Origin of the sequence: Mesorhizobium sp. WSM4976 (assembly GCF_029625685.1) — a bacterium.
Lineage (GTDB): Bacteria > Pseudomonadota > Alphaproteobacteria > Rhizobiales > Rhizobiaceae > Mesorhizobium.
The window spans coordinates 168,643-181,874 of record NZ_JARTVT010000013.1 but is presented as its reverse complement, the minus strand read 5'-3'; the positions used below and the strand labels follow the sequence as shown (position 1 = coordinate 181,874).

12 protein-coding genes and 1 pseudogene are annotated in these 13,232 nt (G+C 64.1%); 12 read left to right on the top strand and 1 reads right to left on the bottom strand.

Going from position 1 to position 13,232, the window contains the following annotated elements:
- The first annotated feature begins 69 nt into the window (after positions 1-69).
- Genes P9272_RS17935 through P9272_RS17920 form a run of 4 tightly spaced genes read left to right on the top strand, consistent with a single transcriptional unit; the run spans position 70 to position 4,011 of the window.
- Positions 70-837, top strand: a complete 768-nt coding sequence (locus tag P9272_RS17935; RefSeq protein WP_278161542.1) for an ABC transporter ATP-binding protein — start codon at positions 70-72, stop codon at positions 835-837.
- Complete coding sequence (locus tag P9272_RS17930) at positions 834-1,742, top strand: branched-chain amino acid ABC transporter permease (RefSeq protein WP_128261094.1); 909 nt, start codon at positions 834-836, stop codon at positions 1,740-1,742. Before P9272_RS17935 ends, P9272_RS17930 begins: the two co-directional genes overlap by 4 nt.
- A complete protein-coding gene (locus tag P9272_RS17925) occupies positions 1,739-2,716 on the top strand; it encodes a branched-chain amino acid ABC transporter permease (protein ID WP_278161541.1) in 978 nt (325 codons plus the stop codon). The genes P9272_RS17930 and P9272_RS17925 overlap by 4 nt, the downstream gene beginning before the upstream one ends.
- A gap of 5 nt (positions 2,717-2,721) precedes the next feature.
- A complete protein-coding gene (locus P9272_RS17920; RefSeq protein WP_278161540.1) occupies positions 2,722-4,011 on the top strand; it encodes an FAD-dependent oxidoreductase in 1,290 nt (429 codons plus the stop codon).
- Positions 4,012-4,144: 133 nt separating this feature from the next.
- Here the strand turns inward: P9272_RS17920 and P9272_RS17915 are convergent.
- Positions 4,145-4,284: pseudogene (locus tag P9272_RS17915) on the bottom strand (acyl-CoA dehydrogenase); the annotation flags it as partial.
- A 460-nt stretch (positions 4,285-4,744) separates the two neighbouring features.
- On the opposite strand from P9272_RS17915, the gene P9272_RS17910 reads away from it, so the two are divergent.
- The 8 genes from P9272_RS17910 to P9272_RS17875 all read left to right on the top strand — a co-directional run bounded on the left by P9272_RS17910 (position 4,745) and on the right by P9272_RS17875 (position 13,232).
- Positions 4,745-5,152, top strand: a complete 408-nt coding sequence (locus tag P9272_RS17910; RefSeq protein WP_278161539.1) for a helix-turn-helix transcriptional regulator — start codon at positions 4,745-4,747, stop codon at positions 5,150-5,152.
- A gap of 521 nt (positions 5,153-5,673) precedes the next feature.
- Complete coding sequence (locus tag P9272_RS17905) at positions 5,674-6,396, top strand: heme-binding protein (protein WP_278161538.1); 723 nt, start codon at positions 5,674-5,676, stop codon at positions 6,394-6,396.
- A 92-nt stretch (positions 6,397-6,488) separates the two neighbouring features.
- Entirely contained in the window at positions 6,489-8,267 is a 1,779-nt protein-coding gene (locus P9272_RS17900; protein WP_278161537.1) for a methanol/ethanol family PQQ-dependent dehydrogenase, read from the top strand.
- Positions 8,248-9,117 carry a substrate-binding domain-containing protein gene (locus tag P9272_RS17895; protein ID WP_278161536.1) on the top strand — a complete coding sequence of 290 codons (870 nt, stop codon included), beginning with the start codon at positions 8,248-8,250 and terminating at the stop codon, positions 9,115-9,117. Before P9272_RS17900 ends, P9272_RS17895 begins: the two co-directional genes overlap by 20 nt.
- Positions 9,114-9,647, top strand: a complete 534-nt coding sequence (locus P9272_RS17890) for a c-type cytochrome (RefSeq protein WP_278161535.1) — start codon at positions 9,114-9,116, stop codon at positions 9,645-9,647. The genes P9272_RS17895 and P9272_RS17890 overlap by 4 nt, the downstream gene beginning before the upstream one ends.
- Complete coding sequence (coxB, locus tag P9272_RS17885) at positions 9,644-10,657, top strand: cytochrome c oxidase subunit II (RefSeq protein WP_278161534.1); 1,014 nt, start codon at positions 9,644-9,646, stop codon at positions 10,655-10,657. The genes P9272_RS17890 and coxB overlap by 4 nt, the downstream gene beginning before the upstream one ends.
- Positions 10,654-12,630 (top strand): cytochrome c oxidase subunit I, encoded by a 1,977-nt coding sequence (gene ctaD, locus P9272_RS17880; protein WP_278161533.1) that lies wholly within the window; start codon positions 10,654-10,656, stop codon positions 12,628-12,630. Before coxB ends, ctaD begins: the two co-directional genes overlap by 4 nt.
- Positions 12,627-13,232: a cytochrome c oxidase subunit 3 gene (locus P9272_RS17875; RefSeq protein ID WP_278161532.1), complete on the top strand. Its 606-nt coding sequence runs from the start codon at positions 12,627-12,629 to the stop codon at positions 13,230-13,232. The genes ctaD and P9272_RS17875 overlap by 4 nt, the downstream gene beginning before the upstream one ends.

Below are 13,232 nucleotides of genomic sequence, written 5' to 3'. Positions count from 1 at the left end.
GTCACGGTGGCGCGGGACCAACGCCCAATCAGCTCTTAAACTGATTCAACGCAATCGTGAGGTTGCCTGATGAGCGAAACCGTGCTGGACGTCAGCGACCTCGAAGCCGGCTACGAGCCCGGCGTGCCGATCGTGCGCGGCGCTTCGATCACCGTCAACAAGGGCGAGATCGTCGTCGTGCTCGGGCCGAACGGCGCCGGCAAATCGAGCCTGATCAAGGCCATCGCCGGGCTTGTCCCGATCAGCCGGGGCAAGGTGCTGCTCGATGGCAAGGACATCAGCACCGCGCCCGCGCACACCATGGTCCGCCTCGGCCTTGCCTTCGTGCCGCAGACCGAAAACATCTTTCCACGCATGTCGGTGGAGGACAATCTGAAGGTCGCCTGCGGCATCCTCGAACGGCGCCAGGCGCCCGCCCGCATCGATGAAATGTACGCGGCCTTTCCCGACCTTCTGCGCCAACGGCGGACCCCTGCCGGCAACCTCTCGGGCGGGCAACGGCAGATGCTCGCGGTAGCCCGCGCGCTGATTGTCCATCCGAAGGTGCTGGTGCTTGACGAGCCCTCGGCGGGGCTGTCGCCGAAATTCGTATCGATGGTTTTCGAGATGCTTTCGGCCATCCGCAAGTCCGGCGTCACCATCCTTTTGGTCGAGCAGAACGCCAAGGCGGCGCTCGCCATCGGCGATCGCGCATACGTGCTGGTCGAAGGCAAGGAACGGCACGAGGGGGCCGCCTCGACGCTATGGGACGATCCGGTCGTTGCAGAGCTCTATCTCGGCCAGCGGCCCCCCCGTAAAGACAGCGCACGGCACACCGAGACCGGAGGCGCGGCATGAGCCTGCAATTCGTCGTCGACGGGCTCCTCACCGGCTCGATGATCGGACTTGGCGCCATCGGCGTGACACTGACCTATTCCATCCTGCGCTTCTCGAACTTTGCCCATGGCGATTTCATGGCCTGGGGCACCTATGCGACCTTGGCCGTCGTCGGCGCCATTGCCGCCATGTTCGGCAAGGTGGCGCCGATCGCGCCTTTGTCCTTCGGCTGGCCGCTCATCGTCGCGCTGGTCGTCGGCGCAGCGTTTACGGCCCTGCTTGCGCTGCTGCTGGACAAGGTGCTGTTTTCGCGACTGCGCAAGCAGGAGCAGGCGATCATCGCCGTTATGGGAAGTTTTGGCGCCTCGATGGCGCTCAGAAGCCTGCTCGAATTCATCTTCACCTCTCGCCCGACCTATTTCAGTCGCGCCATCCAGATCGCGATGCCAGTCGGCTTCGGCATCCGCATCACGCCCGATCAGATCGCGCTCCTGCTTCTGACCGCGGCGCTGGTGCTGGGCGTGCATCTTCTGGCCACACGCACCCAGACCGGCCGCTCGATGCAGGCGATGAGCCAGAACCCGGCGCTTGCCCGCATCGCCGGCATCGACGTCGCCAGCGTCGTGCGCGTCACCTGGGTCATCGGCGCAGCACTGGCCTGCGTCGCCGGCGTGATGATCGGCGTGTTGGTCCAGATCCGTCCACTGATGGGTTTCGACATGCTGCTGCCGATGTTCGCCGCCGCCATACTGGGTGGCATCGGCAGCATTCCGGGCGCGGTGCTGGGTGGCCTGATCATCGGCCTCGCCGAGGCCGGCGCTGTACAGCTGATCGGTGCTGAATGGCGCGCCGCGGTCTCCTTCGTCATCCTCATGGCAGTGCTGATCGTGCGCCCCATCGGGCTCTTCGGAGTGCGTGAACGATGATCGATCTGGTGGGCTACGGCGCCTTTTTCCTGACGACGGCATTGATCTTCTCGCTGGTCACGCTGGGCCTCAACCTGCAATGGGGGCTGACCGGTCTGTTCAATGTCGGACTCGCCGGCTTCGTCGCCATCGGAGCCTACACCTCGGCGCTGCTCACCACCCCCGACGACCCCACCCGGCTGGGCGGTCTCGGCCTGCCGATCCTCGTCGGCTGGCTGGGGGCGATGTTTGTTGGCGGAGTTGCCGCCGCGCTGACCGGCATCGCCACGTTGCGGCTCAGATCGGATTATCTGGCAATCACGACGTTCGGTGTCGCGGTCGTCGTGCAACTGGTCGCGCTCAACGCGCAGAAGCTCACGGGAGGCCCGTTCGGCATCGGCTTCATCCCGCGACCCTTCGGCGGCCTCGCCGAAACGCCGCTGCTCTTCAACCTGTCGAATCTGGCCATCGTCTCGGCGGTGACGCTCGCCGCATATATGGCGCTCGAACATCTGACACGCAGTCCGTGGGGCCGCGTCCTGAAAGCCCTGCGCGAAGACGAACGCGCCGCGATCTCGCTAGGCAAGAGCGCGCGTTTCTATCGTGTCCAGGCCTTTGCAATCGGCGGCGCGATCATGGCGCTTGCCGGGGCGCTGCAGGCGCATTTCATCGGCTTCATCGCTCCCGACAATTACCTGTCGATCCTCACCTTCCAGGTCTGGGTGATGCTGATCGTCGGCGGCTCCGGGAGCAACGCCGGCGCCATTGCGGGCAGCGTACTGGTTTGGGCGATATGGGCGGGCTCGGGCGCGCTCACAAGTGTGCTTTTCGCGCCGGAACAGCAGGCGCGAGCCGCATCTCTGCAGATCGTCGCCATCGGCGTCATGCTGTGCGTTATCCTGCTGGTCAGGCCGAACGGCATATTCGGCGAGCGGCCACGGCGGGCGCGGTTTGGCAAGCGGACGAAGGCCACAGCCAGCGAAAGCGGATCGTGAACGTAATGGCGCGGCAAGAAGCGCTTTCCCTTTGGCATGAGATCAGCCGCGTCCACCGCCTCCGACCAGCGCTGGAAGATAGCCTCGATGTCGACCTTGCCGTCGTAGGCGGCGGCTTTGCCGGCCTGTCGACCGCACTGCATGCCGCCGGCAAAGGCCTTTCGGTGGCTGTGCTCGAAGCAGAGATCATTGCCTGGGGCGCCACAGGCCGCAACGCGGGCTTTGTCGTGCCAAATTTCGCCAAAATGGATCCGGTCGCCATAGTGGCGCATCTCGGTGCGGAGCGCGGCGAGCGGCTGATCGGCGTCGCCGCGGGCAGCGCCGACCTCGTGTTCAACCTGATCGAGCGATATAACATCGCCTGCGACGCCGTCCAGAATGGCTGGATACAAGCGGCGCACTCATCGGCTGCTCTCGAAACAATCCGATCCCGCGCCAGGCAATGGTCGGAGCGCGGCAGGCCGGCGGTGATGCTGGACAGCCGGCAGACCGAAGCGCTGACCGGCGCGCGAGACTATGCCGGGGGCTGGATGGATCGCTCAGGCGGCGTGCTCAATCCGGTCGAATTCGCGCGCGGACTGGCCGATGCGGCCGAAACCGCCGGAGCGCGGATTTTCGAGCACACGCGTGTCACATCGATCGACCGTTCGACCGACAGCTGGACGTTGACGACGCGGTCGGGTTCGCTGCGTGCCGGCAAGGTGCTGATCGCCACCAACGCCTATGGCGGAGCGCTCAACCCGACACTGCAGCGCACCTATTTTCCGCTCAAGGTTTTCCAGATCGCGACCGCGCCGCTGCCGTCGAGCGCGCGCGGGCGCCTGCTGCCCGGAGGTCAGGGTTTCTCCGACACCAGACGCAATCTTCTCACCTTCCGCTTCGATGCCCAGAACCGGCTGATCAGCGGCGGCATGCATGTGGTGAGCGCGGGCGCCGACGGGCGTGTGCCGAGGACGATCTGGCGGCGGTTGGCGAAATGCCTGGAGCTGCCCGACCTGCCGCCGCTTGAGCATAGCTGGTCGGGGATCGCCGCAGTCGAGCCGGATTTCCTGCCGCATCTGATCGACCTCGGCCCAGGTCTGATGGCGGCTCGTGCCTGCAATGGACGCGGCATCGCCATGACCACGGCTATGGGCAAAGTGCTGGCCGACTGGGCCGCCGGGACAGAAGGGCGCGACCTGCCGCTGCCATTCGCGCCGCCGGTGCCGATCCCCTTTCACGGCCTGCTGCGCTACGCGCCCAATATGCTGCTGCCTTTGAGCATATTGCGCGACCGGTTTGATCGGACCGGTTAGGACAGTTTCCATGAAAAGACTCTGGATTGTGTCACCTCGTGACCGCTGCGTAAGGTCGACCGTCAACGGCCAACGCTTGACGTTCGGAACAGCTGCCAAAAATGCCTGCAGCTCGGCTTCATCCGACAACTCGTCAGCAAGATCGTGGCATTCCGAGCGCATGCTCGGAGAGGTATGACAGTAGAGGGGTCGAGATCGGCACCTCCTGGTAGAGCCGGTTTCGCGGAACTTGCGCTCGACATCGGATTCCTCGGCGAAGCCGAAGCCGCCATGGGCTGGATAAACGCATTGGCGGCCTCGTTCGAAGCGGCGACGACTCAAAACCGCATCCCGCTAGGCGCTCGGTCTCGGCGCCGGGGCCTTCGTCGTCGCCTGTCCCAAGGACAAGATGATGTACACCGCCGCCGCCACCGACGCGCTTGGCGTGGCAGGAGTTCAGGATCCTCGAACTGGTCGAATTGATCAACCTGCGCGAGGCACCACGTGCCTGATGGTTTTCTGGTTTGATTGCGGAGCCAGCATTTCGGGGTCCTTGTCGCCGGGTGATACGAGGCGTCGACCGAATTGCACCACGCACGCAGTTACATGCAGTGGCAAACCCTCACAAGGAAGAACACGCCCACTCCATAAGGGATGACCAGAAGCCCAAGGGCAATCCAATAACCCGGCTGCGCCATTGCCGCGAAATCTGAAAGAAGCTGTCTCATCGTCACCGAACGATGGGCGATCATCGTTGTTCCAAGCGCAGCGGTCCGAGGGGCATTTGGCTCCGCCTTTGACGGCAATGGAACATGTTCTTGAACTTTCAGTTTGGATCAAGAAGCAGTGGAGATGTTTGGTGGCTCCTCTAACGCCAAAGCAGGTAACGGCAGCCAGGGCCTTGTTGAACTGGCCACGGGTGCGGCTTGGGGCAAAATGTGATTTGAGCGAAGCGAGCATTCGCGAATTCGAGCGCGGGCGCCGGATGCCATCGGCGGAAAAACTACTTGCGATGCGCCAGGTATTGCAGGCCGCCGGCATCGCGTTTTTCGGACAGGACGGCTCCGGCAAGCCTGTCGTTCGATTGCACGCTTCGAAAGCTCCGCACGTCACCAATCTCGCCGAGGGCGAGGGCGGGATAATCGGCAACAGCGAAATGTGACTGAAGATCGAGGAAGCTACGCCGGTTCGTCGCGTGGCAAGCGCCGTTCAATCTGCACCGACCAGCCGTGCTCGCCAGAAAAGCGGGAGTTCCGACGACGAACTGCAGGATATCGACGAGCATCTCCTGTAACGGCCAGATCGGCCTTGTGTTCAGAAGACCCTCGCCTCCCGCTGCATCGGACTCACAGGAAGGCGGAAACCCCGTAAGCTCTCCGAGCCACCGATAGCCTATTTCGGCCTCGCAGCCGCAAGATCGCAAACCGGCGACAGTCACAAACGGGCGTGCGTATCAAACAGCCGTGACCGGTCAAAGCGATCTCCTGCGGCTTCGGCTTCGTCCGATTCCTTTCCCGATCCAGCTTCCTCTGCCAGCCAACCTCGTCAGTGCGATCTTCCCCATGTTCGAGGAACAAAGCAGCCGATTCCTAGTTCGGTAACATCAACAAGCGTCTTTTGATCATGGCTCGTCGTCAGCTTACGTCGCTAACTCTTGGGTTCCTTGTCCTGGCGTTTGGCTCGATGCAGCAAGGCACTGCTCGCGCCCAGGCGCCTTGCCCGGCCGATCACGACAAGCTGCTCGCGGCCTTGAAGGCCAATGTCAAGGCGAGCGGCGGCCCTGCGAATGGCGGGTTCGAGACCAATGAATGGGCAGCGATCGTAGCCCGCGACGGCACAGTCTGCGCGGTCGCCTTCAGTGGACCTACGGTTGATGCGCAGTGGCCGGGCAGCCGGCTGATAGCGGCCGAGAAGGCGAACACGGCCAATGGGCTTAGCCTGGCGAACATGGCGCTTTCGACAGCCAATCTCTATGCCGGGGTGCAGCCCGGTGGTCCGCTGTTCGGCCTGCAGGCCACCAACCCCGTTAACGAGGCAGCGGCTTACTCAGGCGACCCCAAGACGTTTGGCAGCGCCAGCGACCCGCTGATCGGCAAGCCGATCGGAGGCGTCGTCGTGTTCGGCGGGGGCCTGGCTCTGTACGACGGCAAAACAATTGTCGGCGGCCTCGGCGTCAGTGGCGATTCCTCCTGCGCCGATCACAATATCGCCTGGCGCATTCGCGCGGCCCTTGGCTTCGACAAGGTTCCCGCGGGCGTCAATCCCAACCACAAGGACGCCATCGTCTACGATCTCGATCCCGGCGGGAAAAGCGCCTCCGGCTGGGGCCACCCGCTTTGTGCCGGCCATGAGGCCGACATTGCGGCGCAACTCGGTTCCGGCGTCGGAGGTTCGACGCCCAAATGAAGCAAGCAACTCAAACTGCAGTATTTTGCGGTGATCCGGCCCGCACCGATCTCCCGGCGGCATCCCGAAAGTATCTTGGCGCTCTTACAGCCATGCTGCTGACCTGCGTTCCCTTGCTGACAGCCGCTTCGGAAGCTCCGCCCGCGCCCGCGATTTCTCCACCTGCCGCAGCCGCGCCGCCCGATGACGGGCAGTGGACGATGCCGGCCAAAAACTACGCCTCGACCCGCTATAGCGAGCTCGCGGAAATCAACGAAGGCAACGTCAAGAACCTGCAGGTCGCCTTCACCTTCTCGACCGGGGTGAACAAGGGCCAGGAAGCGGCGCCGCTGGTGGTCGGCAACACGATGTACATCGTGACGCCGTTTCCCAACATCGTCTACGCGCTCGACCTCTCGAAGCCCGGCGCGCCGATGAAATGGAAGTACGAGCCCAACCCCGAGCCAGCCGCGCAAGGTGTTGCGTGCTGCGACGTCGTCAACCGTGGCGCGGCCTTCGCGGACGGCCGCATCTTCTTCAACACGCTCGACGGCCACACCATCGCGCTCGACGCGAACAGCGGCCGGCCGATCTGGAACGCCCATATCGGCAACATCAATATCGGCGAGACGATCACCATGGCGCCGCTGGTGGTGAAAGGCAAAGTGCTGGTCGGCAATTCCGGCGGCGAGATGGGCGTGCGTGGCTGGGTCAAGGCGCTCGACGCCGGCGACGGCCATATCGTCTGGACGGCCTACAATACAGGCCCTGACAAGGACGTGCTGATCGGGCCCGACTTCAAGCCGCATTACGAGATGGACAAGGGCAAGGACCTCGGCGTGACGACATGGCCGCCGGAGGCGTGGAAGATCGGCGGCGGCAATATGTGGGGCTGGATCTCCTACGATCCCGACCTCAACCTGATCTTCCACGGCACCGGCAATCCCGGGCCCTGGAATCCCGACCTGCGCCCCGGCGACAACAAATGGACGTCGGGAATTTTCGCGCGCGACCCGGACACCGGAGCGGCGAAGTGGTTCTATCAATGGAGCCCGCACGACCTCCACGATTATGACGGCATCAACGAGCAGGTCCTGCTGGACATGAACTGGCAGGGCAAGCCCCGCAAGGTGCTGGTCCGTCCGGAACGCAACGGTTACCTCTACCTCCTCGACCGGGCGACGGGCGAAGTTCTGTCCGCAAAACCTTATGGCCCCGTGAATTCCAGCAAGGGCGTCGACCTCAAGACGGGCCGCCTGGTCGAAAACCCGGACAAGCTGACCGGCACCGGCAAAGTCGTCCGCGACATCTGCCCGACGGCGTCGGGCCTCAAGGACTGGCAGCCCTCAGCCTTTTCTCCAAAGACCGGTCTGCTCTACATCCCGCATAACAATCTGTGCATGGACGAAGAAGGCGTCGAGGTGAACTACATCGCCGGCACGCCCTATGTCGGAATGAACGTCCGCATGATCCCCGGGCCGGGCGGCAACCGCGGCGCCTTCACGGCCTGGGATATCGCCGCTGAGAAGCCGGCATGGAGCCTCAAGGAAAATTTCCCGGTGTGGAGCGGCGCGGTCGTGACCGCCGGCGACGTGGTCTTCTATGGGACGATGGAAGGCTGGTTCAAGGCGGTGAGCGCCAAAACCGGCGACCTGCTTTGGCAGTTCAAGACCTCGTCCGGCATCATCGGCCAGCCCATCACCTATCGCGGCCCGGACGGGCACCAATATGTTGCTATCTTGTCCGGCGTCGGCGGCTGGGCCGGCGCCATCGTCTCGGGCGACCTCGACCCACGCGATGCCACCGCCGCGCTAGGTTTCGTCAACGCGATGAAGGACCTGAAGAACGCGACCACGGCGGGAGGCACGCTCTATGTGTTCCGTCTGCCCTGATGTGTCCGGGTTGATCCACAGCGCGGCACGGAAGCTGTTCCCGCAGGTCGCGCTCTGCATCATCGCGCTCGCCTTGCTGCTCTTGCCGGCGACCGCCGGCGCTCGCGAGCTCAGGGTCTGCGCCGACCCGAACAACCTGCCATTCTCCAACGCGGCCGGCCAGGGCTTCGAAAACAGGATCGCGCAAATCATCGCCGACGATCTTGGTGCCAAGCTGACCTACACCTGGTGGGCGCAGCGCCGCGGGTTCGTGCGCAACACGCTGAAGGCGGGACTCTGCGATCTCGTGCCCGGCACGCCAGCCAATCTCGAAATGCTGCGCACCACCACGCCCTATTACCGGTCCTCCTATGTGTTCGTGACCCGCCAGGATAGCCCGGATGTGACCTCGTTCAACGACCCGCGGCTGCGCGACTTGCGTATCGGCGTTCAGCTCATCGGCGACGACGGCGCCAACTCGCCTCCTGTCCAGGCGCTTGGCCGCCGCGGGATCGTCGGGCATCTCATCGGCTACCCCGTCTACGGCGATTACTCCGCTCCCAATCCGCCGGCCCGCATCGTTGAAGCGGTGGCGAGCGGCGAGATCGACCTCGCCGTGGTGTGGGGTCCGCTCGCCGGCTATTTCGCCCAGAAGCAGAAGGTGCCGCTCAGGATCACGCCGGTCGCGCCGCGCATAGACGGACCGCAATTGCCCATGATTTACGACATCTCCATGGGCGTTCGGCGTGAGGATGATGCGCTGCGTGGCGATGTGAACGGCGCCTTGGCCAGGCACAAGGCCGACATAGACGCCTTGCTGGTTCAATATGGCGTCCCGCGCCTTGATGCTTCCGGGAGCCCCGCGCGATGAGACCGCTTGTCGCGCTGCTCCTGTTCGCCTCGCTGCCTCTCGCTGCCTGCCAGCGCGAGGAGCGGGACACACGCCCGCAATCGGCGCTCGGCTCCGGCGAGCAGCCGACTCCGGTGACGACTTTGGAACCCGGTGGACAGCGCCCCGCCCCCACCGACAACAAAGCGGCGAGTTTCGAGGCCAACGCCTTTCATCTGAGCGAAGGCAAGCGCCTGTTCGGCTGGTTCAACTGTTCGGGATGCCATGCCAATGGCGGCGGCGGCATGGGCCCGGCGCTGATGGACGAGAAGTGGATCTACGGCAGCTCGATGGAAAGCATCCATGCCACGATCCGCGACGGCCGTCCGAACGGCATGCCGAGCTTCCGCGACAAGATCCCCGACGACCAGATCTGGGAGCTTGCAGCCTTCGTTCGCTCCTTGAGCGGCAATGCGCCCTCCTCCGCTGCACCCTCGCGCAATGACGACATGATGGCGCATCCGTCCGAAAACCGCATGCCGGATGCTGCCACCCTGGGGAAGTCGCCGTGAAACGCCTCGCCTCGATTGAATTCGCCACGGCAATGGCCCTGTTTCTTCAGGGATGCGCAGGCTGGCAGTCGGCGCTCGACCCAAAAGGTCCGGCGGCGAGCGAGCTCGCATGGTTGATCTGGTTCTTCACCGGCCTGTGCGCGGTGGTGTGGGTGCTGGTGATGGCCGCTCTTGCGGTGCCGCTGATGATGCGCTCGCGGCAACATGCCGAGCCGCTTGCGCTCGACGCCAGCTCCGACAATCGCAAGCTGCGCGTGGTGATGACCGCCGTCGGGCTGACCGCGGTGATCTTGGTCGGGCTGACCTTGCTCAGCTTCTTCGCCAACAGGACGCTTGCCGCGATCGGCTCGGACGCCGCGCTGACCATTAGGGTCACAGGCCATCAATGGTGGTGGGAGGTACGCTATGAGGACACCACGCCGAGCCGCATCCTGACCACGGCCAACGAAATCCACATTCCCGCCGGCGAGCCGGTACGGCTTCTTCTCACCTCGACCGACGTTATCCACTCCTTCTGGGTGCCGAGCCTATCCGGCAAGCTCGACCTCATCCCCGGCCGCATGAACGTGCTCGACATCAAGGCCGACAAGCCCGGCGTCTACCGGGGCCAATGCGCCGAGTTCTGCGGCTCGCAGCACGCGAACATGGGCACCTTCATCATCGCGGAGCCGCGCGCAAAGTTCGATGCCTGGTGGAACGACCAGTTGCAGCCGGCCGCGGCTCCAACGAGCGACCAAGCCAAAGCCGGCGGGGAGCTCTTCCTGAAACGCCCCTGCGTGATGTGTCACAAGATCGGCGGCACGCCGGCGGGCGGTACTGTCGCGCCGGATCTCACCCATATCGCCAGCCGGCAAACGCTCGCGGCCGGAACATTGACGATGAGCCGCGGCAATCTCGCCGCCTGGATCGCCGACCCGCAAGGCGTGAAGCCCGGGGCGCACATGCCGGTGGTTGATCTGAGCGGCGACGAGCTCAACGCCATTGTCGCCTATCTCGAGGCACTGAAATGAGCAGCGCGGATCTCACCAGCGAACGCGATCTGCCGCCGGAGCGCGAAGCATCCGCCAGGGGCGATATAGCACCCGAGCGTGACGGGCCGCGCGACACCGGCATGGACGATGCAAGCCTGCATCGCTGGCTGGCACGGACGTGGCGCACGCCTCCCGGCATCATCGGCGCGCTGTCGAGCGTCGATCACAAGGTCATCGCACGCCGCTACCTGATCACCGCCTTCCTTTTCCTCTGTCTGGGCGGACTCAACGCCGTCGCCATGCGCATCCAGCTCTCGGGCCCGCAGCGCGGCCTGATCGGCCCGGACCTCTACAACCAGCTGTTCACGATGCACGGCGTCACCATGATGTTCCTGTTCGCCGTGCCCATCGTACAGGCGACCGGCATCTATCTGGTGCCTTTGATGGTCGGCACCCGCAACATCGCCTTCCCCCGCCTCAACGCGTTCGGTTATTGGGTCTATGTCTCAGGCGGCCTCTTCGCCTGGGTGTCATTCGCCCTCTCCATGGCGCCGGATGTCGGCTGGTTCGCCTATGTGCCGCTTTCCGGACCGGAATTCGGTCCAGGCAAGCGCGCCGATGTCTGGGCGCAGATGATCACCTATACCGAAGTGTCCTCGCTGGCCGTCGCCGTCGCGACCATCGTGACCGTGCTGAAGCAGCGCGCACCCGGCATGTCGTTGGACAAGATCCCGCTCTATGTCTGGGCGCTCCTGGTCACGTCCTTCGTCGTCGTTTTCGCCATGCCGGCGGTGATGATCACCTCGACCTTCCTGATCCTCGACCGGCTCGTCGGCACGCATATCTTCAACCCGGCAGAGGGCGGCGACGCGCTCCTGTTCCAGCATTTGTTCTGGTTCTTCGGCCATCCCGAAGTCTACATCATCTTCCTGCCGGCGACTGGGATGGTATCGTCCATCATCCCGGCCTTCGCCCGCCGCCCGGCCTTCGGTCATCTCGGGCTGGTCCTGTCGCTGATCGCCGTCGGTTTCCTCTCGTTCGGCCTCTGGGTCCACCACATGTTCGCAACCGGGCTGCCGAAGCTCGGCGCCAGCTTCTTCACCGCGTCCAGCATGTTGATCGCTATCCCCAACGGCGTTCAGATCTTCTGCTGGCTGGCCACTCTCTGGGACGGCAGGCCGGTGATCCGTACACCGCTGCTGTTCGTCTTCGGCTTCTTCTTCACCTTCGTCATCGGCGGCCTTACCGGTGTCATGCTCGCCTCGGTGCCGCTCGACCTGCAGGTGCACGACACCTATTTCGTCGTCGCCCACTTTCACTATGTGCTGATCGGCGGTTCGGTCTTCCCGCTGCTCGGAGCCGCCTATTTCTGGTTCCCCAAAATCACCGGCCGCATGATGAGCGAGCGCCTCGGACGCTGGCATTTCTGGCTGGCGCTGGTCGGCTTCAACGCGGCTTTCTTCCCCATGCACATCGTCGGGCTGTGGGGCATGCCGCGCAGGGTCTACACCTATCCGGCCGAGCTCGGCTGGGAGAACATCAATCTGTTCATCAGCGCCGGCGCGGTGCTCTTCTTCCTGAGCTTCGTGCTGTTTGCCTTCAACCTCGTGCATGGCGCATTGCGCGGAACGCCCGCAGGGGACAATCCCTGGGATGCCGGCACGCTTGAATGGGCGACGTCCTCGCCGCCGCCCAGCTACAATTTCGCCCGCATTCCTGTCGTGACGAATGTCGAGCCGCTCTGGGCCGAGCGCGTAGCCCTCCCTGTCGCCTCCGGGCTTCGCGTCGACGCGCGCGAACTCATCATCTCGACTGTGGCGGAAGCCCATCCCGACATCCGTGAGAAATCGGCGACGCCGTCGATCTGGCCGCTGTTGGCGGCCATCGCCGTCGGCGCCACCTTCCTCTATTCGATCTTCACGCCCTGGGCGATCGTCTGGGGCGCCGCGCCGATCGCTGTCACCCTGGTCGGCTGGTTCTGGCCGAAGGGTGATCCGGAGGACGAGGAATGAACCAGCGTCCTGCCATCGATCTTGCCGACCTCCCGACCTTTGGGCATGGCCCACGCAGCCCGACCTGGTGGGGCACGCTCGGCTTCATGGCGCTCGAAGGAATGGGCTTCGCGCTGGCCGCCGGCGCCTATCTGTACCTCGCGACCTTGTGGCCCAACTGGCGCCTAAGCGCTCCGGCGCCCAACCATTGGCCGGGAACGATCGTGACGCTGCTTCTCGTCGTCAGCCTGGTGCCCAACCACGTGCTCAACCGCTATGCCAAGCAATGCGCCATGGGGCCGGTGCGGATCGGGATGGTGGTAATGTCGCTGCTCGGCCTAGCGCCACTCATCGTCCGCTGGTTCGAATTTCCTGCCCTGAATATCTACTGGGACACGAACGCCTACGGCTCGATGATCTGGGTGTTGCTCGGTCTCCACACCACGCATCTGATTACCGATGTCGGCGACACGATTGTCCTGACGGTGCTGATGTTCACGCGCCATGGCTATAGCGGTCGACGCTTCGGCGACGTCGGCGATAATGTCTTCTACTGGGACTTCGTGGTCCTCACCTGGATCCCGATCTACCTGCTCATCTATTGGGTACCGAGGTTAAGCTGA

What these genes read in the sequence shown, in the direction of transcription:
- P9272_RS17935 (WP_278161542.1), top strand. Translation starts at nt 70, where the DNA reads ATGAGCGAAACCGTGCTGGACGTCAGCGACCTCGAAGCCGGCTACGAG.
- P9272_RS17930 (WP_128261094.1), top strand. Translation starts at nt 834, where the DNA reads ATGAGCCTGCAATTCGTCGTCGACGGGCTCCTCACCGGCTCGATGATC.
- P9272_RS17925 (WP_278161541.1), top strand. Translation starts at nt 1,739, where the DNA reads ATGATCGATCTGGTGGGCTACGGCGCCTTTTTCCTGACGACGGCATTG.
- P9272_RS17920 (WP_278161540.1), top strand. Translation starts at nt 2,722, where the DNA reads ATGGCGCGGCAAGAAGCGCTTTCCCTTTGGCATGAGATCAGCCGCGTC.
- P9272_RS17905 (WP_278161538.1), top strand. Translation starts at nt 5,674, where the DNA reads ATGCAGCAAGGCACTGCTCGCGCCCAGGCGCCTTGCCCGGCCGATCAC.
- P9272_RS17900 (WP_278161537.1), top strand. Translation starts at nt 6,489, where the DNA reads ATGCTGCTGACCTGCGTTCCCTTGCTGACAGCCGCTTCGGAAGCTCCG.
- P9272_RS17895 (WP_278161536.1), top strand. Translation starts at nt 8,248, where the DNA reads ATGTGTTCCGTCTGCCCTGATGTGTCCGGGTTGATCCACAGCGCGGCA.
- P9272_RS17890 (WP_278161535.1), top strand. Translation starts at nt 9,114, where the DNA reads ATGAGACCGCTTGTCGCGCTGCTCCTGTTCGCCTCGCTGCCTCTCGCT.
- ctaD (WP_278161533.1), top strand. Translation starts at nt 10,654, where the DNA reads ATGAGCAGCGCGGATCTCACCAGCGAACGCGATCTGCCGCCGGAGCGC.
- P9272_RS17875 (WP_278161532.1), top strand. Translation starts at nt 12,627, where the DNA reads ATGAACCAGCGTCCTGCCATCGATCTTGCCGACCTCCCGACCTTTGGG.